This window comes from Moorena sp. SIO3I6 (assembly GCF_010672095.1).
Genome location: NZ_JAAHHU010001367.1, coordinates 1 through 1,382, shown reverse-complemented (window position 1 = coordinate 1,382; position 1,382 = coordinate 1). Strand labels below are relative to the sequence as shown.

1 pseudogene is annotated in these 1,382 nt (G+C 44.1%); it reads right to left on the bottom strand.

The features are described 5' to 3' along the window. Positions 1–804 precede the first annotated feature (804 nt). Positions 805–1,382: pseudogene (locus tag F6K49_RS49380) on the bottom strand (ribonuclease J); the annotation flags it as partial.

Here is a 1,382-nt window from a genome sequence, read left to right as displayed (position 1 = left end):
CTTTCTCATACCGGATTGACAGAGGATCATTTTTATGTATATCTTGCCAGAGCAAGATAACACCCCCCCTCTGCCTGAGGAGAGCCGATCTTGGTGGTTATTACAGGCATACCGCCTTTTTTTTGTCCTTACCCTATCCCTATTGGAATAGGGTCTTTTCGCCGCTGGATATCAGCAGCTGATCTTAAAATCGAATTAAATATATATAGTCAATCTACACAAACATGACTAAGTTAGTGTAAACCAGGTAAGCTAATACCCATTTACGCTACTCAATTGGAGCCATTGGTGCGCGATAGTTCCGAGGCACATAAACTGAGGTTTTGGTTTAGTACTCCAGCGTCAGCTCCTTCGCTACAGGGGCATCAAAGCTGATAGCTGGCAAAATGCGGAGCTTTGAAAGCAGCACGCTTAAAGCATAGTTGACTGTTAAGGGTTAAGCATCAACTGCCAAAAAGCTGTTACCAATTCCAATAGATCAGTTAAATGTGTACTAGCGTATTTGTTAAATTAGCTGATCTGTGAAATTAACTGCATCTACTGATATGCTGCCAAGATCGGTAATGACCAAGCTTGGTAAGTCTTACGGAACTTTGGCAATTTGGCAATAGGGATTGAGTAATCACACTGATTAGAATAACTCATCACACTGATTAGAATAACTCATCAGTGCCTCTAATGTCATAAAAAAAAAGACTGACTTCAACATTGAGTTGTTTCCTGAGTGTTGAAGTCAGTCTTTTTGGGAATTAAGTACGAAAAGAAGGCAAAAAGGACGCCAAGGGCGAACCTTCACCCTTCTGCTTATGATGCCACCTTGGCAGTAGAGCGCCGACGCCGTGTACCTGTGACCTTAACTGGTGGTTCCTCTGGAGTTTGCAGCAAGAACACCATCAGCGGACGACTCCTGAGTTCCCGGCGAGCTAAACGCTGGAGGTCAGCTTCAATTTGCTTTTGCAAGCCTTGCCAATCAATTTCAGTTGGTTTCTCTGTCAAGGATTTATCAAAATCTGACCAGCGATCGCTTAATGTCCTTTCAATTCTTTTGATCACCAACTGTTGCAGGAGGGATGTTTCTAACGGTGAGACCACACCCCGCAGATGAATTTCTGGCTTGGCAAGGAGTTTGCCATCCCAACTGATTGCTGCAGCTACAGTCACTACTCCATCTCCAGCCAACTGCTGACGTTCTTTCATAACATTGTCATGAACAATACCAGTGCGGTCTACCAGTTCAATACCTGAGGGGACGTTACCTGTAATACTAATGCTGTCCTCAGATAACTCCACCACATCCCCATTGTCGGTAATCACAGTATTTTCCACAGGGATGCCCATACTATGAGCCATCTTGGCATGCTGAACTAGCATCCGATGTTCAC